Source organism: Virgibacillus sp. M23, assembly GCF_034190895.1.
GTDB classification, from domain to species: domain Bacteria; phylum Bacillota; class Bacilli; order Bacillales; family Amphibacillaceae; genus Virgibacillus; species Virgibacillus salarius.
This window is the reverse complement of record NZ_JAWDHA010000005.1, coordinates 73,990-96,160: the sequence shown is the minus strand read 5'-3', so window position 1 is coordinate 96,160 and position 22,171 is coordinate 73,990. Positions and strand designations below refer to the sequence as shown.

The 22,171-nt window shown below is 38.5% G+C and carries 17 protein-coding genes, 1 pseudogene and 1 riboswitch; of the genes and pseudogenes, 3 read left to right on the top strand and 15 right to left on the bottom strand.

The features are described 5' to 3' along the window. Positions 1–136 precede the first annotated feature (136 nt). Complete coding sequence (locus RVS70_RS03360) at positions 137–859, top strand: 3-ketoacyl-ACP reductase (RefSeq protein WP_026682436.1); 723 nt, start codon at positions 137–139, stop codon at positions 857–859. 369 nt (positions 860–1,228) lie between these two features. On the opposite strand, the gene RVS70_RS03355 is transcribed toward RVS70_RS03360, so the two are convergent. The 6 genes from RVS70_RS03355 to RVS70_RS03330 all read right to left on the bottom strand — a co-directional run bounded on the left by RVS70_RS03355 (position 1,229) and on the right by RVS70_RS03330 (position 6,829). After that, positions 1,229–2,245, bottom strand: coding sequence for a ThiF family adenylyltransferase (locus RVS70_RS03355; RefSeq protein ID WP_121605783.1), 1,017 nt, complete (start codon positions 2,243–2,245; stop codon positions 1,229–1,231). Then, complete coding sequence (locus RVS70_RS03350) at positions 2,245–3,009, bottom strand: thiazole synthase (RefSeq protein ID WP_121603822.1); 765 nt, start codon at positions 3,007–3,009, stop codon at positions 2,245–2,247. Before RVS70_RS03350 ends, RVS70_RS03355 begins: the two co-directional genes overlap by 1 nt. Before the next feature lie 3 nt (positions 3,010–3,012). Then, positions 3,013–3,213 carry a sulfur carrier protein ThiS gene (gene thiS, locus RVS70_RS03345; protein ID WP_321132503.1) on the bottom strand — a complete coding sequence of 67 codons (201 nt, stop codon included), beginning with the start codon at positions 3,211–3,213 and terminating at the stop codon, positions 3,013–3,015. Next, positions 3,173–4,324 carry a glycine oxidase ThiO gene (thiO, locus tag RVS70_RS03340; RefSeq protein WP_321132502.1) on the bottom strand — a complete coding sequence of 384 codons (1,152 nt, stop codon included), beginning with the start codon at positions 4,322–4,324 and terminating at the stop codon, positions 3,173–3,175. Before thiO ends, thiS begins: the two co-directional genes overlap by 41 nt. Beyond that, positions 4,308–4,922 (bottom strand): thiamine phosphate synthase, encoded by a 615-nt coding sequence (locus tag RVS70_RS03335; protein ID WP_026682440.1) that lies wholly within the window; start codon positions 4,920–4,922, stop codon positions 4,308–4,310. Before RVS70_RS03335 ends, thiO begins: the two co-directional genes overlap by 17 nt. A gap of 101 nt (positions 4,923–5,023) precedes the next feature. Further along, a riboswitch (TPP riboswitch) is annotated at positions 5,024–5,135 on the bottom strand. A gap of 143 nt (positions 5,136–5,278) precedes the next feature. After that, the gene (locus RVS70_RS03330; RefSeq protein ID WP_026682441.1) at positions 5,279–6,829 is read right to left on the bottom strand and encodes a BCCT family transporter; all 1,551 of its coding nucleotides are present in this window, start codon (positions 6,827–6,829) and stop codon (positions 5,279–5,281) included. A gap of 399 nt (positions 6,830–7,228) precedes the next feature. Here RVS70_RS03330 and RVS70_RS03325 point away from each other — a divergent pair. Beyond that, positions 7,229–7,525, top strand: a pseudogene (locus RVS70_RS03325) (transposase); the annotation flags it as partial. A 109-nt stretch (positions 7,526–7,634) separates the two neighbouring features. Here RVS70_RS03325 and RVS70_RS03320 read toward each other — a convergent pair. The 9 genes from RVS70_RS03320 to RVS70_RS03280 form a co-directional block, all read right to left on the bottom strand. Continuing rightward, entirely contained in the window at positions 7,635–8,900 is a 1,266-nt protein-coding gene (locus RVS70_RS03320; RefSeq protein WP_026682442.1) for a cytosine deaminase, read from the bottom strand. 1 nt (position 8,901) lies between these two features. Further along, entirely contained in the window at positions 8,902–10,167 is a 1,266-nt protein-coding gene (gene codB / locus RVS70_RS03315) for a cytosine permease (RefSeq protein ID WP_026682443.1), read from the bottom strand. A gap of 268 nt (positions 10,168–10,435) precedes the next feature. Continuing rightward, the gene (locus RVS70_RS03310) at positions 10,436–13,717 is read right to left on the bottom strand and encodes a TIM-barrel domain-containing protein (RefSeq protein ID WP_321132499.1); all 3,282 of its coding nucleotides are present in this window, start codon (positions 13,715–13,717) and stop codon (positions 10,436–10,438) included. A gap of 532 nt (positions 13,718–14,249) precedes the next feature. Continuing rightward, positions 14,250–15,281 (bottom strand): NlpC/P60 family protein, encoded by a 1,032-nt coding sequence (locus RVS70_RS03305; protein WP_374487857.1) that lies wholly within the window; start codon positions 15,279–15,281, stop codon positions 14,250–14,252. 44 nt (positions 15,282–15,325) lie between these two features. Then, positions 15,326–16,396 carry a dipeptide epimerase gene (locus RVS70_RS03300; RefSeq protein WP_026682074.1) on the bottom strand — a complete coding sequence of 357 codons (1,071 nt, stop codon included), beginning with the start codon at positions 16,394–16,396 and terminating at the stop codon, positions 15,326–15,328. 100 nt (positions 16,397–16,496) lie between these two features. Next, positions 16,497–17,657 (bottom strand): DUF819 domain-containing protein, encoded by a 1,161-nt coding sequence (locus RVS70_RS03295; RefSeq protein WP_321132498.1) that lies wholly within the window; start codon positions 17,655–17,657, stop codon positions 16,497–16,499. Between the two features lie 213 nt (positions 17,658–17,870). Then, positions 17,871–18,200: a DUF3870 domain-containing protein gene (locus RVS70_RS03290; protein ID WP_026682076.1), complete on the bottom strand. Its 330-nt coding sequence runs from the start codon at positions 18,198–18,200 to the stop codon at positions 17,871–17,873. Between the two features lie 528 nt (positions 18,201–18,728). Then, positions 18,729–19,373, bottom strand: coding sequence for a LuxR C-terminal-related transcriptional regulator (locus RVS70_RS03285; RefSeq protein WP_166530129.1), 645 nt, complete (start codon positions 19,371–19,373; stop codon positions 18,729–18,731). Between the two features lie 114 nt (positions 19,374–19,487). After that, positions 19,488–20,147 (bottom strand): response regulator transcription factor, encoded by a 660-nt coding sequence (locus RVS70_RS03280; protein WP_166530128.1) that lies wholly within the window; start codon positions 20,145–20,147, stop codon positions 19,488–19,490. 652 nt (positions 20,148–20,799) lie between these two features. Here RVS70_RS03280 and RVS70_RS03275 point away from each other — a divergent pair. Beyond that, on the top strand, positions 20,800–21,864 hold the full coding sequence (locus RVS70_RS03275) for a LysM peptidoglycan-binding domain-containing protein (RefSeq protein ID WP_026682078.1): 1,065 nt from the start codon (positions 20,800–20,802) through the stop codon (positions 21,862–21,864). Positions 21,865–22,171 lie beyond the last annotated feature (307 nt).

Here is a 22,171-nt window from a genome sequence, read left to right as displayed (position 1 = left end):
CCTGTTAATTCCCTCTTTGTAGGGAGCATTTAAATTGGATCCATTTCTCACCGATAATGATGTAATAAGTTATCTTTGAATCTATTCCTTATAAAACTTATACTTACCGTAGATCGCTATAGAAAGGATGATTCATATGGGACAAGTTATCAAAGGTAAAGTTGCCTACATTACAGGTGCTAGTAGTGGTATTGGACGAACTACTGCTCTCGTATTAGCAAAAGAGGGAGTCCATGTTGGCCTAATCGCCCGCACAAAAAGCAAGCTAGAAGAAGTTGCAAAGGAAGCAGCAGCCCATGGTGTTAAAGCAAGCTTTGCTACTGCTGATATAGCTAATCTAGAAGAAGTTGAGCAAGCGATTGATTACTTACAAAAAGAAATTGGCTCAGCAGATATACTTATAAATAATGCTGGTATTGGAGCATACGGTGCTTTTCTAGAGATGGACCCAGTAACATGGAAGCATACTTTCGAGGTTAATGTTTTTGGAACATACCACGTTACACGTGCTGTCTTGCCACAAATGGTTGAAAAGAATCAAGGAGACATTATTACTATTTCTTCTAGTAATGGACTAAAAGGCACAGCAGGTTCTACCTCCTATAGTGGATCTAAATTTGCTATTCAAGGTATGACAGAAGCACTAATGCAGGAAGTTCGTAAAAACAATATTCGCGTGTTCACGATGAATCCAAGTCTTGTTGCTACAGAACTTGCCTTCGGAGACCAATTAGCAGAAAAAAATGAGGATAAGTATATGCAGCCTGAAGATCTAGCGGAATATATGGTCGCTCAACTAAAACTACATCCTCGTATTTTCATTAAACAATCTTTACAATGGGCAACAAACCCATTTTAAGATAAGTTGTATAGGTCCACTTTTAAAATTAACAAAGCAGAAGTCCCATCCCTTGGTCTTCTGCTTTCACTTACTTTATAAGTGTATTAGATTAGTAACCTCACCCTTCAACTATCTACATAGCAATATTAAACCATGTATCCTTATTTCATGACAGAAGATCTGTGGATAGCAGATGGAACAGTAGTAGCCCCATTCCATAACGCTTCACGATCCTCTTCCTAATACTAGCTATAATCGGATAATACTATGACCAACGTTTGCTTGATCACCTGTCTTATAATATTTCCTTTTATTCCCTCCACTGGCTTCCGCCGTCATATTCTACTTTATAGAGAAAAAACTTCATCCAGTGTACCACCTTAAAAACTACGCGCCAATATAGCGCTGATATAATTGCTTGGCAGTATTCACATCGCTAACGCCATGTATTAAGGTTCTGCCATCTTGAAACACGACAAAACGAACATCGTCAATTTCAAAAATGAGGACTTCACCATTATCTCTAATTTTATCCGTAAGGTTACCGATCTCTTTCACTAAATTAGAAACTGATAAGCTCCCTTTTTCTCCTGGTCTTACTTGTACCGTATCTCTTCCACAAAGCATAGCCGTTTTCAACCCTTTTTCCTTGGTTAAATAAGGATAAATTGCTGATTGAGAACAAGATGAACAAATGGGATCTACTAACCTACTTACATTAATCGCACTATATGACCGTCCCCATATATCGACTTGTACTAACTCCGGAGATGTACCATTATCTGTTAAGTATTTTAAGCACTCCGTTGTCTGATAGGCAGCTGTCACCTGTACCGCAGGAGAAATAATTCCAACCGTATCACAGGTTTTCCCTTCCTGAGGAAGGTGATCAATTAAACATTGTAAACAAGGAGTTTTTCCAGGAATAATGGTAAGTGCGATGGCAGTACTCTGTAAGCAGCCACCATATGCCCAAGGTTTACGATGTTTTGCTAACACATCATTCATTACAAAACGCGTTTGAAAATTATCTGTTCCATCAATAACAAAATCGGCATCTTGTACTATTTTCTCTCCATTCTCCTCAGAAAACTCTTCTACAATTCCCGTAATCTCCACTTCCGGATTAATCGCTTTTAATCTTCGTTGAGCTGCTTTTGCCTTCGTTCGATTCTGTCTCGCATCATCTTCTGTATAAAGCTGCTGACGCTGAAGATTACTAAGTTCGATATAATCGCGATCAACCAGCGTCAGCTTACCTATTCCTGCTCGAACAAGCATTTCCGCATTTGCACTTCCTAATGCTCCAGCGCCAATTACGACAACATGTTTGGTCACTAATTGGCGCTGGCCAGTCTGTCCAATTGGGGCAAAGCGTTCCTGGCGAGCATACCGTCCTGTTATCATTCAATCATCGCCGTCTCTGGACTACTCTTCATTCCGTACATTCGTTTGGGAATACGGCCTGCTTTATATCCTAATCGTCCAGATTGTACAGCCAACCTCATCGCTTCCGCCATTTGAATTGGATCTTTTGCGCCAGATACAGCTGTATTTAATAAAACCCCATCTGCTCCAAGCTCCATGGCATAAGCGGCATCACTCGGAGAACCAATCCCTGCATCGACAATTACGGGGATGTCGGATTGTTCGATAATAAATTGCAAATTCATTGTATTAATAATGCCTTGACCCGATCCAATTGGTGAAGCCCCTGGCATAATTGCATGTACACCTGCTTCTTCCAATCGTTTTGCTAATACAACATCATCAGAGGTATAGGTTAATACAGTGAAGCCCTCCTCTAGCAGTTGTACTGAAGCTTTCATCGTTTCAAAAGGATCAGGCAGCAAGGTTTTCTCACAACCGATAACTTCCACTTTAATCATGTCACATAAACCTGTAGCCTTAGCTAAACGGGCAATTCTTACCGCCTCATTTGCTGTCTTAGCGCCAGCAGTATTTGGTAGTAAATCATATTGCTGCAAATCTAATTCTTCTAACAGATTCGGCTCGTTTTCATCAAATATGTTCATTCTCCTGACGGCAAAGGTTAATATTTCTGTTTTGGATGCTATCACCGCCTTCTTTTGACTTTGAAATGTCGGGTACTTTCCAGTACCTAGCATCAGTCGGGAATGAAATGATTTTCCGCCAATTGTTAACATGACTTATCCTCCTCCTACAAAATGAACAATTTCAATAGTATCCCCATTAGTTAATATTGCTTCGTCATACACTGTTTTATTAATAATTTGTTGATTCTGTTCGACTACCGCGAGTTTCGCTTGAATGTTAAAGCTTTTTAGTAACTCGCCAATAGTTGAATCCTTAGCTACCTCCACCTGACGTCCGTTCACGTGTATCTGCATATGTGATCCCCTCTTTCCTGAAACGGTTTGGTGTAAAAAGACGCTGGATCGATGATGGTACATAACGCTTTAAGACCATATCACTAACTAGTTTCCCTGTAGCAGGAGCAAGAAGAATACCATTTCGATAATGTCCGGTTGCAAAATACAAATGGGGAATCTCAGGATGTTCTCCAATAATTGGCTTACCATCTTTGGTGCCCGGACGAACACCAGTCCAACAGCTATGCAGTTCTTCCTGCTTAAACGATGGGAACAACTTCAATAAGTGATTCATTAATTCAAAAATGCCACCTGTTGACGTATAACTATTGCTATCATCATGATAGCTAGTTGCACCAATAATATAGCGTCCGTCTCGTTTTGGTACCAAATACAGATTGTGAAAGAATAACGTCTGCTGAATAGATTGAATGCTTGGCTTTATGGCAAAGCATTCTCCTTTTGTTGGGACCATTGGATTCATTAATCCTGTCGCTTCAAACCACCTCCCACTTTTTACACCTGCCGCTACAACAACATGATCAGCTGAGATAACATCGTTATCGATTTGAATATGAAAAACATCATGGTCATGGACTATTTCTCCAACTTGACAATTCTCGATCAACTGACCTCCCATTGATAAAGATGCCTGTTTAAAAGCTTCACACACTTTCAATGGTTCTACATGTCCATCTCGCCGCATATATAATCCCCCTACTGCCTGGGATAAAGCTGATGTTCGTTGCCTAATCCCTTCCGCATCCAACCATTCTAAGCCTTCAAATGCATTTTGTTTTGCTCGCAGTCTTTGCTTCTGTTCTTCATTCGTAGCTATCTCGAGCATACCGTTGGTGGAAAGCTGAATATCAATCCCTGATAACGAAAATAGTTCTTTGCTTAGAGATGCATACATATTTCTACTTGCTTGGCAAAATTGATAATACGTACCTTCCTGATCATTTTCTGTGTGTACACCAAGCATGCCCGCAGCAGCTTGTGTAGCTTTTCTTCCACTTCTACCTTGTTCAATTACCGTCGTTACAACCCTACTTTTACTTAAATAGTAAGCAATGGATTGCCCAATAACGCCTCCACCTATAACCACTACATCAACGTGTCTCTTCATATCGATTCACCTCCTTTCGAAACGATTGCACTGCCTGCAGTGGATTATTTTGACTAAAAACACCTGACATTACAGCAATCCCACTTGCCTTCGCTTGATAAATATCCGTTACCTTTGCGCTTGTGATTCCACCGATTGCATAAACGGGAATGCTCACCTCTTTTGCAACTGCTGCTAATTTCTCTACTCCTTTTGGTTTCACCCCTTTCTTGCTCGCTGTCGAAAAGACATGACCATACAAAATATACGTAGCACCTAGCTGCTCCGCTCTCTTAGCTACTTCGTTGGAGTGCGTCGATACCCCTACTTGTAAACCGGGGGATTGTTTTCGGAGATCGTGTACCTCTTGTATTCGCTTTTCTGAAAGGTGAAGTGTCTTCACATTCGTTTCACCAGGTAGTGTTGTATGGCCATGAATAATTAGTTTTTCTTCCGGAACTCCTTGTGCAAGCACACGTTGAATGAACAAAGAATAGTCCTGCTCGGTCATTTGTTTTTCTCGTAGAATGACAGCATCAAGATAGGGAATAATACTCGCTATTGTCTGGATAAGGTATTTCTCCTCCTGTTCACCGGTAGTCACCGCAATTAGTTTCATCACTTCCTCTCCTTTTCTACAAAAAAATGCCACTTTTCCAGCAAAGGAAAAGTGGCATGAATCTATAACGATATCCTAAAAAAGGTATATGTCGCTGATACACACTACTCCTGTCACTTTCCTCCGCTGGTTCTTACTCCAGTTCAGGTTCAAAGGGTCTCCATGTCACACATAGATCTCAGCCATTACGTAAAGGCACCCCTAGTGAAGCGTAATTTAATTATTCAATATGCATTTGTCTATAAAATACATGATTTTGGACTATTCGTCTACCAAAAATGAACAATTTTCTATTTTTTTGCCATTCTCTACTAACAAAAGAGCTGACCTAATGAGCCAGCCCCTTAACATCTCTTTTATTTGGTATAGCGTTTAACTTCATCAATCTTTTGTTCTTTTGCAAGTTCACGAGTTGCGCGTGGCGCGGTCCAAAATGTGGTTAACATGAGTAACGATACAGGAACAGCCGTCACCACAATAAAGGATTGTAGCGATCCAACACTATCCTCGCCAATAGTGATGAGTACAGTTGCGACAAGTCCCATAAGAATTGCCCAGAACACACGCAGGAATTTCGATGGGTCTCCATTACCTGTAATCGCCATCGAGATGGTTAATGACATCGAATCGGTTGTCGTTAATACAAACACAATAGTTGCTACTAAAAAGAAGAAACCGATAATCGTACCAAGTGGCAATTGTTCTGCGATAGCAATCATAGCTGCTGGAGGTCCAGCACTATTTAAAGCTTCAGATACGGCACCAGGGTTATTCATTTCAGCAAAAATCCCTGTGCCACCAACAACTGTAAACCAGAACGTCGTTACCACAGGTGCAATTACCGCAACAGCAGTTACAAGCTCTCGAATTGTGCGACCACGAGAAATACGACTAACAAACATCGCCATCATTGGACCATAGCCAATGAACCAAGCAAAGAAAAAAACGGTCCATAAGCCAAGCCAAGCTCCATCTCCACGGAAGGTGTTTAAGGTTAGGAAGTCTTGGACATATAATCCAAATGATTGCAAATAGGAATCAAAAATAAATAATGCTGGACCTAGAATAATCACAGCAACCATTAAACAAACTGCGAGAATAATATTATAGCTGCTTAAAATTTGGATTCCTTTATGAATTCCTGTCGCAGCAGAAATCCCAGCTGCTAGAACAATAACGATAACAATAAGACATTGTACAAATAAATTATTTGGTACACCGAACAATGCACTTAATCCATAACCTGCTTGTAATCCAAGGAATCCAATTGGACCAATCGTACCAGCTGCCACTGACACAATCGAAAAGGCATCAACAAACGTACCAAGTGCACTTTTTTTCATAATCTTATCGCCAAAGATCGGATAAAGCATCGATCTTGGCTTTAATGGTGCATTTCGATGATAATGGGAATACATGAATACAATCGTACCTAATGTTCCTAAAATTGCCCATGAGACAAAACCCCAATCGACAAAACTTGCTGCAAGTGCAGGTACTACTGCTTCTGTAGTCCCAGCCTCAATTCCTGAGAAATGTGGTGGGATGGTTAAAAAATGGCTCAACGGTTCTGCCGCTGCCCAAAAAACACCACCTGCCGCTAGCAGCGTACACATAATAATCGAAATCCACTTGAACGTTCCAATCTCAGGCTTTTCTAATTTTCCTAAACGAATTTTCCCAAACTTTGAATACCCAAGTATTAATGCAATGACTAGAGTTCCTACCATTAGAACTTGATATATCGAGCCGAAATAGGTTACCGACCAATTAAACATCGTATTAACTACATAGGTGACCATTTCCTGGTTTATTAATGCAAGAATTACAAAGGCAAGTAGCGCCCCTCCACTTAGAAAAAGAACTGGCTTATCTATGGTTTGATCTTGCTTCTTTCTATTCTTCAACAATCTGCTCCTCTCAATTCCATACAAAAAAATCTCACATAACCATATACTGACCTTTTTGCTTTTCACTTATTTAGTCAGTTGTATGTGAGATTTAATAAGCATTTTTAAATTAACACACAGCGTTAAAGGATACATTTTTTCCGAAAACCTGTCAAGTTTAATAAATTACCAAAGGAAGAATGCAGTCTTACTAACTTTTGATTATAATTTTTCCATAAAGTGAAACTTTAATCAATGAGGGTTTTGTTTTCTCTCACTGATTGTTCGTACCACAAGTGTGTGACCTAAATGCCTTTGAACCAATATTGGCAGTCTCCCATTTACCAACATTGATTTCACTTTATTGGGTTGAAGTGAGAGGCTTACTACCAGTTATATATAATAAATCTGCAAGATCGCCCGCTTATTCATAGCGATCGGGGGTATCAGTATACATCTAAAATGTTTAAGCAAAAGATAGATGCCGCAAACATGAAGCAAAGTATGTCACGAGTCGGACGATGTATTGATAATGGGCCGATGGAATCTTTTTGGGGAACACTGAAAAGCGAGAAGTATTATTTAAATAAATATGAGTCCTTTGAAGAATTATCTGCATCCATAGAGGACTATATACATTTCTATAATTATGATAGATATCAAAAACGACTAAACGGCCTTAGCCCTATCGAATTTAGAGCTAAAACCGCTTAAGTCAGTTTTTATTATTTCCACTGTCTACTTGACAGGGGGCACTTCATTCAACTAATTATCGTCCGTTTTTAATTGTTTCTTTATTCTTTTGTATCAGTCTCTTTTAAGTCTATTTCTGAAAGTCCACCTTTGCTGTTTCTAATAAATGAACATGTGATTCGCTTGGTTTTGTTTCAGCAATTATCATTCCATTACGAACTGAATAGAGTACGGAAGCTTGTTTACGAATAGCTTCGTATTCATCTTCAGCATCCAAGACGATTATGTTTGCTGGTTTTCCAGCTTCAATTCCATAATGTTCTTCGATATTCATTGTTTTTGCACTGTTTGTTGTAATGAGATCGATAGCATTAATAATTTGTTCATAACCCATTAATTGAGAAGCATGAATGCCCATATGGAGCACCTGCAACATATTTCCTGTACCAAGTGGATACCACGGATCAAAGATATCATCATGTCCGAAGCAGACATTCATTTCTGCTTCTAGTAATTCTTTCACACGCGTTAAACCACGTCGCTTCGGATAGGAATCAAATCGTCCCTGTAAATGGATATTAACGAGTGGATTGGAAATGAAATTGATATTTGAAAGTCTTAATAAACGAAACAGCTTATACGCATATGCATCATTATAGGAGCCCATAGCCGTTGTATGACTGGCCGTTACCCTGGAACCTAATCCGCGTTCATATGCCTCTGTAGCCACTACTTCTACAAAACGTGATTGCTCGTCATCAATCTCATCACAGTGAATATCAACAAGACGATCATACCTTTCTGCTAGGTCGAAAGCGATCTTCATCGAATCCACACCATACTCACGGGTAAATTCAAAGTGGGGGATTCCACCAACCACGTCCGCACCTAACTTTAATGCTTCTTCTACTAATTCTTTACCATTTGGATAGGACAGGATTCCCTCTTGAGGAAAAGCTACCAACTGTAAATCTACATAAGGTGCCATTTCTTCTTTAACTTCTAATAATGCTTGTAAAGCTATTAATTTCGGATCAGTAACATCAACATGTGTACGTACATGTTGAATTCCTTGAGCAATTTGCCATGTCAATGCTTTCTTAGCACGGGTTTTTACATCCTTTTTCGTTAAGGAAGCTTTCCGTTCTGACCAACGTTGTATCCCCTCAAATAATGTTCCACTTTGATTCCATGCTGGTTCTCCTGCAGTAAGCGTCGTATCGAGATGAATATGAGGCTCAATAAATGGAGGTAACACAAGTGAACCTTTTACATCAATCGCATCTGTCCCATTCCTTTTTGTATTAGCAGGCGTAACAGACGTAATTATTTTATCCTTAATAGTAATATCCCATTTTCCAGCTTTTCCTCGTAAGGAAGCATTTTTAATAATCATTTTAATTACTCACCTTCTCTACATTAGATGTCATCACCTGTTTTTCCTTTAGTTGGACTAGTCTCATCCCCACTACATGAACGACTGCTGAACCAATTAGCGCATTAAGTGGAGCAATACCTGGTATAAATATAGCTGCGGCAATCCCTGCTCCCCACGCAACTATCGCAACCCAGTTAATCGCTTGAAACGTCATGCTTCTAAAGGCCTGGTAATTTCCCCGGTGAAGGATAAAGAAATCTGCAAGAATGATTGCTCCTATTGGTGGTAGCGCAGAACCTAATAACGTTAAAAATCCAACAAAGTTGTTATATAGCCACATCGCAGCTAATGTTCCAATGATTCCGTTAAAGATGACAAGTTTTTGCTTTGGTAGCTTCGTAATATTTGATAATCCAAGTCCAGAAGCATACAGCGCATTGTCGTTGGTCGTCCAAATATTTAAACCCAATACGACAATTGCAGGTAAAATGAGCTGTTGCATAAACATCACTTCCGAAATATCTGCATACCCTGTTGCAATGGAACCAATCGCTCCAAAAACAAACATCAGTGTATTTCCGATAAAAAAGGCAATGACTGTTGTCACAACTGCTGATCGTTTTTTACGAGCAAATCGAGTAAAATCTGGAGTTAGTGTCCCTGCACTAATAAATGAACCAATACAAATGGTTAAAGCAGCTGCTAGACTAATTGCTTCTTCTGGCTGATAATTCAATAATCCTTGCATACCACCTATACTGTCAGCTGCTTTAAAAACAGATGTACTTCCTAATATCGTAATTAATGGTACTGCAATAAAACTAATGATAGCGAGAGCCTTCATGCCAAAAAAAGCAGTAAATGTCATAGCCATACCTGCTATGGCAATCAACAGATAGATATCTATACCGGTTACTTTTTGGACCGGCACTGCAAACATCGCGGTGCCAACTCCAAACCAGCCAATTTGCGTAAAAGCAAGCAGAAACGAGGGAAGAAACGATCCTTTTTCTCCAAATGCATATCGAGCAAGTAAGTGTGTAGATAATCCAGTCTTTGCAGCTATATACGCCAATGCCCCCGTGTACCCACCAAGAATTAAATTACCCACAAGCACAATGCCAATAAATTGTACAAATGTTAGTCCTTGTCCCAATTCTCCCCCAGACATCATACTTGCTGAAAAGAAGGTCAATCCAAGCATGACCACAAGCGTTTTAAAAAATCCATTGCGTTTGTGCAACGGCACTGCTTCTAATGAAAACTCTACGTCCATTTTTTTCATCTATCTTTCCTCCTGGTTGTGGTACCAACCCAAGAAGAGAATATGGTGTAAAAAAATAAGCTTCCAGTCGCTTGCGACAAGAAGCCTATGTTCAAAGGGACTATCCATATCCAAAAACATTGCTAGCTTTACTATGGATAATTGTTAAATCAATACATATCCCTACACATATCCGCTGTCCTTGTCAGCCTCTCTGGACTGAATTAAAGGTACCATATTTAATTAACTCTATTATTACAGAATTTTAGATGGATCGTCAAGGTGAAATTTACTTCCACTTTTTAATTAGCTTATCAGCTTGTTTTTGAAAGCTATCAAAAGCTTTATCAGATATTACATCTTTTTCTAATTGTTGATCAAGTAGACTTTTCCACCCCTTCATGTGTTTCACTACTTTTTTTGCTTTTTGTTTATTTTCATAACGACTCACTGCTATCAAATGTAATTCTAATTCATGGAAAGCATCTGCCGTGTACACTTTATCACGATTATCACGAAGCGACTTCAACAATGATTGTGTACTCGTATCTTGATGCCGTTTTGAAACAAAAACATTTAGTTCTGCTGCGGAAGCAAATCCTCCAACACCTTCAATTGCTTCTAATTTAATATGCGACGCTTCTATTGAATCAAAACGAATACTTTTTTCCGCTTTATCGTTACTCCACTCTCCATTTGCTATTTCTCTAAAATTTTCACCATCGGTACTAGTATACAGCTTGTATTTAGTAATAATTCCATTAGTCCCAGACTGTCTAGGTAAATAGGTAACTTCATTAATTTCGTGCTTGCCCCCAAGGTCTAGGGTGATAGATTGTGGCAACTTATCATCTCCAGACCAATCCGTATGCCACATCGTGTTTTGGTTTCCATCAATAGCATTTTCGGCTGGGTCAGAACCTGATTGTTCGCTCGTTGCAGTTGCAGTCATCTCCGATTGTTTAAGTTTATATGGATCCATAATAGACACGTTCGAATAAGCATTAGTGGTATAATCATCTCCACTCTGTTTAAATGTCGAATGGGCTACTATATCATATTCACCTTCGCCTGTATGCTCTGGAGGTATTAATGTGAATGTGGCAGTGACCTCTTTATCCTTATCCAGCTTATTAAACAAAGCGTTTGTCGATCCATCTACTTCCCACCCATTAGGTACTTCTAATGAAAGTAGCACATCTTTCATTTTTTTGGTCGAACCATTCAGAAAGCTTGCTGTCACAGTAATGGGATCTCCAGCTTTTTTCTCATCCGGTACTTCCAAGCGAAATAATGCTGCAGGATCACCTTCGTCATCTCCTACACTACTGGATCCATGTATTGTCATTGTGAAGGATTCACTCGTTGACATTGGTTTGGTCTTTATGTGTACAATACCGTTACGATCTTCCGCATCATAGTACCAACCTTCACTTGCCTTTGCAAAATCTTCCTTCGAATCATATTCCATTAATTTCTTGCCTTTTCCGATCCCTACATTTGCAGGTTTTTCACCTGTATGAACAGTAAAGGTATACGGCCTGCTTTCTGGTTTTCCATCATATTCGCCATCGCTGGAACCAACTGTAATCTCAATATTACCTTTACCATTCTTCGGTGCGTTGGTTGTAATTAATTGTTTAGCCGAGGCTCCATCTTGATACTCCCGACTAATACCATCATCCTCATATAAGGAGAAACTACTTTCGCCATGGGGATAAATATCGAGTATCACTCGATGATCATTGGCTAATTCTTTAAAGGAATTATTTTCCGGCCACATCGGAATAATCGCACCAGCTTTAACAAACAGCGGAAGTTTATCTAATGGTGCATCATAATCGTTCACGATACGTGGTCCGTTATAAACTTTACCACTCCAATAGTCTAGCCATTTCCCTTTTGGTAAATAAATCCCATCTCGTGTTTCTGTATCTTCATATACCGGAGCAACAAGCATGGATTCGCCAAACAAGTATTGATATTGTGTCGTTTTATTCCAAGTTACAGGGTCGTCAGGATATTCTAACACCATGGAGCGAGCTAAAGGTACGCCGCTTTGATGTGCCTCTGCCGCATAGGTATATATATAAGGCAAAAGCTGTTGTCTTAGCTTTAAGTATTTTCGGTTTATGGAGGTATACGGTTCTCCATACCTCCATGGCTGTTTATCTGTATCCGCCCAGCCTGACATGCTCATTAATACTGGATTAAATACTTTCCACTGTAAGTCTCTTACGTATGTCTCTGCACTTCCACCAAAAATCCCATCAATATCTCCTGTTGTGAATGCCTGCCCAGATAATCCGGAACCAGCAATTGTTGGAATATGAAAGCGAATGTTTTCCCATGATCCTGTTTGATCACCAGTCCACTGAACAGCATAACGTTGAGCCCCGGACCAACCTTCAACCATCCAGGTAAAGCCCCGTGCGTTACTATTTTCTTCGATGCCTTGATAGGCTTCTTTTGCAGCGTTTAATGCAAATCGATAACCTGGTCCAACCCAAGCAACATCTAATTTTCTAACACGGACTCCTGCTTCACTAACTTCATATTCCTGATCTGGCAAGCCGTCTTCTGTCCATAGCCCAAGTTCAATATTCCGGTCTCTTAATTCTTGACCTACTTCCACCAGACCTTCATAGCCACAGCCATACCCATCATTAACAAGCATCCAGCCTACAGGCATGTCGTATTGTAGATACCCATTTGCCACCTCTAGAGAGTCTATAGTCGTTTGCCCTTCGTCATTATAGCAATCTGCATCGCCAAGCTCCAGACCATATAATGGCGGCATAAAAGGTCGACCAGTAAGCTCAGTATAACCGTCCAGAATCTCTTTTAAATCAGGTCCATAAAAATAATAGGAGTCAAATCTTTTTTCTTTGTGTATTGCCTTTACTGGGTCGTTAAAGGAATAAGATCCAGGAGAAAAGGTGTTTCGAAAAACGCCATAACCACTTGTACTCATATAAAATGGAACAGCATTCGGATGTCCACCATCTTCCCAATTATAAGAGGTGGATATTTCTATCGTTTCATCTCTATGAGTAAATCGACCATTTTGCATACCACCACCAAAGAACTGTTCTTCTTCAGCACGTTTTAATGTTTGTCTCGTTTCTTCATCATCCCATGATAACCCTTTCATTTCCTTCCATACAACGGTTTTATTGTCTGATTCATATAGCTCAAACCGCAATGGCTGTTTATAAACACGCAATGTCACATCTTTGGTATCAATACGATAGTAATCTCCTTCATTAGACCAATTCGTTGTTAACTCTGGAAATTCATGTTTTACGATGATATCTTCTCCAGCCGGATCCGTAAATTCTCCATCTTGAGCCAACCAAATCCGGAACATATCATCCTTGTAAAAAACAACACGAACCTTTGCATCACCAGCGGATAACGTATAGGTGTTCTCTTCCACAGAGAAGTCTGTAAGATTCCCAATTACAGTTTCATCTTTTTGCTCCTCCTGCGCAAAACTAGCTGATGCCAACATTGTAAGCGCAACTATGATAACAGCGTTAGAGACGAGGAATTTTAAAAGTTTCTCCACTTTATTAATCACTTCCTATCGTTTAAAATTATTCTCTCTTCCTAGCTATAAAACTAGCTTTTAAAAAATGACCCCTCCTTCGTAGTCGATTACGTTATTGAAGTAATACTAGCCAAAGTAATCCTTCCATTCTTCTGGCTTCCCATTAGATTTAAAAATCATGTGGTTATAACCAGTTGTTTAGAGTATAGATTCTTTCCTTAATATTTAAAAGGGTATTTTTATTCAAAATAAACACACTACTATTAGACTATCTCTATTAATTTAGTACTTACGTTTTAACCATACATAGAAAAGAGAAGTGGATGACTGATTTAATCATACAAAACGTTTACTTTTTAATTGTTTAGGAAAGTAAAAAGACTATTGCACAAATATGCAATAGTCTCTCTAATTCGTTATCACAACTAGCTTTCCTCTGTCCTATTTCCATTAGCTAATTGCTCATGAGTATACTTCCAATACTTTAAAGCTTATCTTTTGTAACTTTAGAGATAAGCGTTCAGGTTATTTACCCATCCTTTCTAACACTTTAGTCTGTTTTCGACAAATACCTACGAATACCTGAAAGCTTCTCATAATACCCTTTTGTTGTCACTGGAATGATTTCCACATCTTTTTTTGAATTTGGTGAATGAATCATCTTACCGTCACCAGCATACATCGCAACATGATGGACACTTCCCTTGCCCTGATCATGGGCAAAAAACAAGAGGTCTCCAGGCTGAATATCTTCATATGCCACCGGCTCACCATGTGTTGCTTGAATACTGGAATCACGTGGAATCGTTATCCCGTGAGATTGATACAGGGTAAATGTAAATCCAGAGCAGTCAAATCCGAATCCACTCATACCTGCCCACAGATAATGCAGGCCCAAGAATTGCTTCCCTGCCTCTACTAACGCTTGTCCCGTTGGCGTCGGAATAGCTTTTTGAGATTCATAGGTTTTGGCATCTGCTTTCTTCACCCATGCATGACTTCCAGATGGTAGCATCACACGATATGCATGCTTGGATTCACCTAGATAAGGTAAGCGTGTATTATAGCTAATCTCCATTCCTTGATGGCGGAAAGCTGGTGTATGATATAAATAACTAGTTGGTGCGTCTACCATAACAAATGGATCATCAGTTTTATTAGCGAACTTCGTTGTATAGGTGAGCTGTGAAGCTGGCATCCAACCGCTGTAACCTAATTCCTCTTTTGGTGTAGGTTGTCCATCAACAGCAACCTTCACCCACTCTCCTTCTGTTTCAAGAATGGTGACTTTATTCCCATACAGAGCCTGCGTCTCCAGCATCCCATCACCAGACAACTGCAATTCTTGTTCATACGTCATATCTTCTTTCCATTTCCAAATAGCTACTGGATTGCTCGCAGATGGTTGATCCACTTCCCGTAAGATATTAGGCTCAGTCCAAAGCGTAGCGACTGCAACATCTATATAAGCAATCATATCTTCTTCGGCTTCAAATACATGCTCCTCAGAATTGCCTGCCGCCTGTGATATGATTGGTTTTACTAAGATACATCCAATTAACGCCATTCCTAGTATTTTCATCCATTTTACAAACATGAATTTGCCTCCTTCTATGATTTTCCATGTTAATCTTTCGGTTGATTCACTGTGCCAATGCCAGCAGCAGATGATAGATGTAATTTCTCACCTTGATAATCAATTACCGTAGGCTGTTCTACTAACCATAGTGGAGCATCCAGGTCATAGTAGAGTACATTTGGATGAGCTGCGGCAAAGTGTGCTGCTGCTCCAACAGAATAACTAGATTCCATCATGCTGCCAATCATACATGGAATTCGATGCACCATAGCTAAATTAGCGATGCTTAGCGCATTCCGAATCCCACCGCATTTCATTAACTTAATATTTAACAAATCCACATAATGACCACTGACAATCGTAAATGCATCTAACGGAGAAAAGATACTCTCATCTGCCATAATTGCCGTCTGCACATGGTCTGTAACAAACTTTAGCCCTTCTAGATCCTTGGCTTTTACTGGCTGTTCAATAAACTCTATTCCCGAATCCATTCGTTCCATCTCTTTAATTAACTGGACAGCTTGTTTCGGTTGCCAGCCTTGATTCGCATCTAGCCTGAGCAACACATCCGTAGGGATAGCTTCTCTTATCGCAGAAACCCTTGCGATATCTAGTTCTGGCTTGGAGCCTACTTTAATTTTCAAACGAGAATAACCAGCTTCGACCCATTTTTTGGCATCAGCTGCCATCTTCGCTGGATCATCGACACCAACCGTCATTGATGTATGAAGTGATTGATTATCACCTAATAATTGATATAGTGGGATATTCAACCATTTGCTATATGCATCATAAAGTGCCATATCAGCCGCTGCCTTGGCACTCGTATTTCCTATACAACTATTCTGGACCGCTGCCAGCAGCGTTTGGAAATGAGAAAGGTCTTGATGCAAGATAGCCTGTTTAATTGGTCCTTCTAAAGCTGCTTGAATGCTTTGTGCAGAATCACCGGTGATCACCCAAGTCGGTGCTGCTTCTCCTTTACCTACCATGCCATTTTCTAAATGAATAATTATCGTTATACTTTCAATTTCAGTTGCCGTCCGCAATGCCGTTTTAAACGGGGTGTGCAACGGGATTTTTCGGTATGATACCTGTATATCCTCAATAAGCAACACAATTTCCTCCTTTTTCTACTTTTAAACATTGATCTATCTTTCTATTGTTCTGTGAATCTACTGATATCTTATGCCATTTTCTTAAAGAATAGCAGCTTTACAATATTTCAAGTATTTTCCCTATAAACATGCCAAAATACGTACCGAGGAAGGAACCAATTAATGCCATAACTACACCTACTGGGATTAAACTACGACTATAGGAAGCAGCAAGCATCGGTGCTGAGGCCATTCCTCCTATATTTGCTAAGCTGGCAATCCCTAGTGTAAATAAATCGTATTTGAACAGCTTTCCTAGTAACAGCATAATCACTAAATGAATGAACATAATTAAAAAACCAGAAATCAGATAAATAGGAGCTTGGGCAATCTGTGAGAAATCGGATTGCGAAGCGATTAATGCCACGATAATATACAACATTACATTGGAAACATCTAATGCGCCTGGAATTTTAGATATACGTGTTTGCCCAAGTATTAATCCAATAACAGAAGCAATTAGAATTGTCCATGTAGTCGAACTGAACACATCTCCTAAAGCTGGTAAATGATTTCCAGCTAACGTTGCTAACGCAGAGACAAGTAGACCAATCCCAAGCAAGTACATCATATGCTTAAATTCCGTACCTTGCATATCATTCATTTTGCCTGCATCCTCTGCTAAGCCATTATCCATAATCGTTGTATCTGCTTTCGTCCAACGATTAAACGCACCTGCGAACGGAACCAACCAGAACATAAACATGACCCATACTGCATAATTGATCGTATCCATCATTAACACATAACCAAAAATATTTTCTGGAACCTGTAGAATGTCTTGAAGAGCCACCATATTAGCGCTCCCACCAGTCCAACTACCTGCAAGTGCTCCAAAAGCACGCCATGTATCCGCTACATAAAATTGATTAAATATCAAGTACACAATGGCAAAACCAAGAATGATACTAATTACCGCAACAAAATATCCACCGAGCATGCGTGGGCCAAGTTTAATGATACTGCGAATATCACATTTCAATAGCATCATCATTAACATTGCAGGAAGCAGAGCATTCTTCACAGTAGAATATGCAGGTGCTGTAGCTTCATTATCAAATAAACCAATTGTCTGCAAAAAGGCCGCCCCAATATAAATTAGTACAATACCTGGGATGAATTTTAAAAAGCGGTTCGAGCTAAATTTATTCTCTATTCCAACCATCAGTGCAGCTAACGCTACCAAGACAGCAATATAAAAGAAACCATCTGTAATCATGTTGTTTTCCCCCTAATTATCAAATAATATCTTTCTTACGTTTTATACATGGAAACATCGGATTGTTGCCTCTCCCCCTTTGCCACAAAAGGTGCTCACGTATTCCATAGCAATTACTTTCCCTGTATAATTCTCCATCCAAGATGCAATTACCTTAATTTTCAGACCAAATAAAAAATCCAGCCTAACAAATAATGTCAGGCTGGATTTCGACTAGGCTTCTGTAGTCAAAGCAGCTTTCGCTTGGCTATATTTATATCTTGCATCATGATAGGCGACAACTAGCGCCTTTTGCGATGAACCTTGATATCGCTTGCGAATCGCTTCCTCAATACCCTTATCATCCACCATTCGACCAATAAATAATGATCTTACAAACGCATTGGTTAATTGTATCGTTGAGGAGCATTCGCTATCAATAATCTCATCAGTAGTCGCATCAATCACTAATGCTAGAAAAAATTGACTGTACTTTTTCGTAATTGGGTTGTTCTGCGGTGCCTTTGCATCGCCAATTACATAGATGGTATTGTCATTATACAATGAAAGAATCCCCTTTAGGATGCTGCAGATGATATAAGGGGCCAACAAGGGAAACTTGCAGTAACTTATATCATGCATACGCTTTCTTTTAAATATAGTAACATTATAATATTTTTGAAAATTTACGTCAAATACGATCATTCTTACCATAACTCTTACATAAAGTGAAACTTCCATCCGTGGGAGCTTTGTTATCCCCACGGATGGTTAGGTGAACCAATCGGACATTTACTGGCAGTTGATTCCCCTTTTACCAATTTTGGTTTCTCCTTATTGCTTGAATTGGGAATCTTACTGCCAGTTATATGCGGGATAAAGTGAAACTTCCATCCGGCTTTTACTGAAACAAATACGTACAAAGGCTTAAATCGCCACGTCCTGTGGCAACGCCTTTGTGACCTACTTCCATGTAGGCCCGAACCAATCGGACATTTACTGGCAGTTGATTCCCCTTTTACCAATTTTGGTTTCTCCTTATTGCTTGAATTGGGAATCTTACTGCCAGTTATATGCGGGATAAAAAGACATTTAACCACGCCTAGTCATTAAACGATCAAATATATCAATTACTTCATTTCTTGTTGAATTGCCCATTTTAGCGTATATTCTACTAATATGTACTTTCGTTGCCCCTTCTGATATTCCAAGGAATAATGCGATCTCTTTATTACTAAAACCCTTTCTTAATAAATATGCTATATCTATTTGTTTTCTAGTCATAGAAAAACCAGACTTTTCAATACGATAAGCAAATGCCTCTTGGTTTGCTCTTTTTCTTTCTTCAATAGCATGCAGTAATGGCGAAATCAGCTTATTCGGTAAATAATAATTAGTTCTATTTAAACTTTCAATTACCTTTGCAATATTATCAGTAACTGAATCATACTTTACAAATATACTATTTACTCCAGCATCAATGAACTTTAAATTAGTTACTCCTAAACAGGCATCTATAAAACCAATTACTCTAATCTCTCTATCTGATAAATCTTTAATTAATGATAATAAATTGTCAGTTTCGTATCTATCTAAATCAATCAATGCCACCGTATTGTTTAATTTCCTTCCAGACCTGCTTACGTCGTCGATAACCTTTATACCCTTTGTTGTGCGAAGAGTTCGTGCAATGTTTTTCATAAAGTCACTATTTGGGATGCAAACGATTTTTATCATAGTATGACCTTCATTCCTGCTTTTAAAGCATTGAGTTTTCGAATTACATACATCATACTAAATACATGGTCATATTTTTAGTTACTTTTCTATTAAATAGTCATATTTTTTCGTCTATTTTTGTAATAAACGTTGAAAATAGCTAACAAGTTCTTTGCGGTTATGAATTTGAAACGTAGTGTAAATTCCACTGATATAATTTTTCACTGTCCCTTCACTGAGAAAAAGCCTTTGGGCAATACGTTTATTAGACATATTCTCTGTTAATAGACAAGCTATATCTAGTTCTCTATTCGATAAATGGATGTTTCGATTTAAAAACGCTTTATTAAGTAGTTCTCTGTTATCATACTTTGTCTCTATAATCTTTCTTGCCAATATCTGTGAGATTTTTCCTGAAAAGACAACTTCATTATGATAAACATCTCTTATAGCTCTAAGTAAATGCTTTGAATCATGGTTTTTTAATAAATAACCTTTACAGCCTGCATTAATAGATGAAATGATTAGATCCTCATCTATAATTGTAGTTAAAACAATTACCTTGATTCCTGAATATTTCTCTATCATTTTTACAATTGCCCTAGCGGTCTGCTTGTAGGGAGTTTGCACATCCATAAGTATAATATCAGGAGTATTCTCTACCATTTTCTCTATTGCTTGATTAACACTGACAGCAGTAGCGATAACCTCTATATCTATTTCATTACTAATTAATGCTCGAAGCCCATCGATAAATAACCTTTGGTCATCTACAATCATCACCTTTATCATTCATATGACCCCTCTATCTCTAATTTCTCCCCTTACATCAAGTGAATAAAGTGAAACTTCCATCCGTGGGGGGTTTTTGTTTATCCCACGGATGGTTAGTACCACAAGGGTATGACCTAAAGGCCTCTGAACCAATCGGACATTTACCGGCAGTTGATTCCCCACTTAGCAATACTGGTTTCTCTTTATTCCTTGAAGTGGGGAGCTTACTGCCAGTTATATGCGGGATAAAGTGAAATAAAACGGTACTGATTAGTCAGTAACCAATTTATCTTTACTAACCAATTAAACATAGCTAGTATGTTTTTAAATATTAAATAGTTCTTTTGTATCATTTCTAAAGTACTATTAATTATACCAAACACTACTATATAATCATAGTTATATTTCAATTCAATGGTTAAATAGTTTAAATTTGGTAATCTGAAAACACCTTAATTTACAGTTAAAAAGAACTAATAAATCGCATAATTTTTATCAACATGAAGCAAATTTCAACAAAACCCTGATTTTCCAGGATTTTTCATAGATAAAAAGACACGAAAATTTTATTCTAAAAAACATCCATTTTCCCTAAACTTCATCCAATTTCTTCCGATAATAGAGATAATAGTTCTATATATTAGCACGTTTATGTGAGGGAGGACCTATAATGAGCAATAAAAAAATAATCATGTCCGTTACTGCAAGTGCAGCAATAGCCTCGGCAATATTTGCAGCGGAAGAGGTAGAAGCAGCGTCTCATAAAGTTAAAAGCGGCGAGTCCTTATGGACAATAGCCCAAAAGTATAATACAAATGTTGCCAAATTAAAATCGATAAACAAACTATCAGGAGATACGATCTACCCCAATCAAATCATAGAAACAGAGAATAACAACACGTCCGGTTCTAGCTCCAGTTCTTCAAAACCAACTAATAATAATTCGAATAGCTCTAAAACGTATACGGTTAAAAGCGGAGACACGCTGAGCGGAATTGCCATTAAGTATAATATCTCGTTGAGCAACCTTATGAAGTGGAACAACCTTAATTCAACATTAATTTATCCAGGTAATGTACTTGCTGTTTCAAAAAATAGTTCAAACGGATCGAGTTCTACTGGATCTAATTCAGGTTCTAGTTCTTCTAATAACAGTTCGAATCAAACAGGTTCAACAAAGGTATATATCGTAAAATCAGGTGATACTTTATCACGGATAGCTCTTCAATATAAGGTTAGTGTAGCTAATTTAAAAAAGTGGAATAACTTAAACTCTGACTTAATTTTTATCGGTCAAAAATTGAGTATAGGTAGTAGCTCAAACACTAATTCAAACGGAAATACCAATGAAAAACCATCTAACAATGTTCAATATAATGTAGAAAAGGTTATTCAAACGGCAAAGAGTATGCAGGGAGTAAAGTATGTTTGGGGAGGATCGACACCATCAGGATTTGATTGTAGTGGTTTTATTCATTACGTGTACAAAAAAGGCGGCATGAGTATAAATCGACTTTCCAGTGATGGTTATTTTAATCGCTCCCATTATGTTACAAAGCCTCAAGTAGGGGATCTTGTCTTTTTTGCAGGAACCTATCGTCCTGGCATATCTCACCTAGGCATTTATTTGGGGAATAACACCTTCATTCATGCTGGTTCAAGTGGAGTGCAAATAAGCAGTTTAAATAACTCCTACTGGAAAAAACATTTTGATAGTTTTAAACGCTTTTATTAATAGTGTAGCTAGTCATTTTTCGTTAATACAGCTAACAAAATCCTTACATCGCAAGCCAGCGACATAAGGATTTTTTGTTGTTACGATTTTATCAAAGTAATAGTTTATTTACACCATTACGATGCCTCAACCCTTGATTACCATTTTTCACGATAATTCTCTGCTCAATCCAGTAATAGACTCACCATGCCCAGCCAATACTTTCTTCATGTAAGTTTCTATTTTCTTATTTCTCATTCGCATTTATCAATAATTATTCAGCAAAATTTCGTAAAATATAGATAACTATACCAGTTAAATGATATAC

What these genes read in the sequence shown, in the direction of transcription:
- RVS70_RS03275 (WP_026682078.1), top strand. Translation starts at nt 20,800, where the DNA reads ATGAGCAATAAAAAAATAATCATGTCCGTTACTGCAAGTGCAGCAATA.
- RVS70_RS03295 (WP_321132498.1), bottom strand. Translation starts at nt 17,657, where the DNA reads ATGATTACAGATGGTTTCTTTTATATTGCTGTCTTGGTAGCGTTAGCT.
- thiS (WP_321132503.1), bottom strand. Translation starts at nt 3,213, where the DNA reads ATGCAGATACACGTGAACGGACGTCAGGTGGAGGTAGCTAAGGATTCA.
- RVS70_RS03350 (WP_121603822.1), bottom strand. Translation starts at nt 3,009, where the DNA reads ATGTTAACAATTGGCGGAAAATCATTTCATTCCCGACTGATGCTAGGT.
- RVS70_RS03280 (WP_166530128.1), bottom strand. Translation starts at nt 20,147, where the DNA reads ATGATAAAGGTGATGATTGTAGATGACCAAAGGTTATTTATCGATGGG.
- RVS70_RS03320 (WP_026682442.1), bottom strand. Translation starts at nt 8,900, where the DNA reads ATGATTATTAAAAATGCTTCCTTACGAGGAAAAGCTGGAAAATGGGAT.
- RVS70_RS03335 (WP_026682440.1), bottom strand. Translation starts at nt 4,922, where the DNA reads ATGAAACTAATTGCGGTGACTACCGGTGAACAGGAGGAGAAATACCTT.
- thiO (WP_321132502.1), bottom strand. Translation starts at nt 4,324, where the DNA reads ATGAAGAGACACGTTGATGTAGTGGTTATAGGTGGAGGCGTTATTGGG.
- RVS70_RS03360 (WP_026682436.1), top strand. Translation starts at nt 137, where the DNA reads ATGGGACAAGTTATCAAAGGTAAAGTTGCCTACATTACAGGTGCTAGT.
- RVS70_RS03285 (WP_166530129.1), bottom strand. Translation starts at nt 19,373, where the DNA reads ATGATAAAAATCGTTTGCATCCCAAATAGTGACTTTATGAAAAACATT.
- codB (WP_026682443.1), bottom strand. Translation starts at nt 10,167, where the DNA reads ATGAAAAAAATGGACGTAGAGTTTTCATTAGAAGCAGTGCCGTTGCAC.
- RVS70_RS03305 (WP_374487857.1), bottom strand. Translation starts at nt 15,281, where the DNA reads ATGAAAATACTAGGAATGGCGTTAATTGGATGTATCTTAGTAAAACCA.